Genomic DNA, 244 nt, shown 5'->3' with positions numbered 1-244 from the left:
AGCCGCTTCACAGGCAATATCAAAGGCCTGATTAAGCGCTTCCTCTTGTGCAGGCTCAGCCTTACCTAAAGAATTCCAATTAGCGCGAGCCAGTTTTACTTGCTCTGAGCGCGCTTTCGCATCGGTTACTTCTAAGGCGGCTAATGGCTGCATTTCGGCTAGCAGTGTTTGTTTACGAGGCGTAGCAATATAATGTTGTAGCGACTCTAATTCGGCATGTAACGCAGTAATTTCAGCATACTCT

General features: G+C 47.1%; 1 protein-coding gene. It reads right to left on the bottom strand.

Annotated elements, in window-relative coordinates; genetic code table 11:
- Positions 1–244 (bottom strand): hypothetical protein (locus Q5762_RS39395; protein WP_315897131.1); only part of this gene is annotated, 244 nt, incomplete at both ends.

The sequence above is a fragment of the Streptomyces sp. P9(2023) genome (genome assembly GCF_032436795.1).
GTDB lineage: Bacteria > Actinomycetota > Actinomycetes > Streptomycetales > Streptomycetaceae > Streptomyces.
The sequence above is the reverse complement of the archived record's forward strand: the minus strand, read 5'-3'. Positions and strand labels throughout refer to the sequence as shown.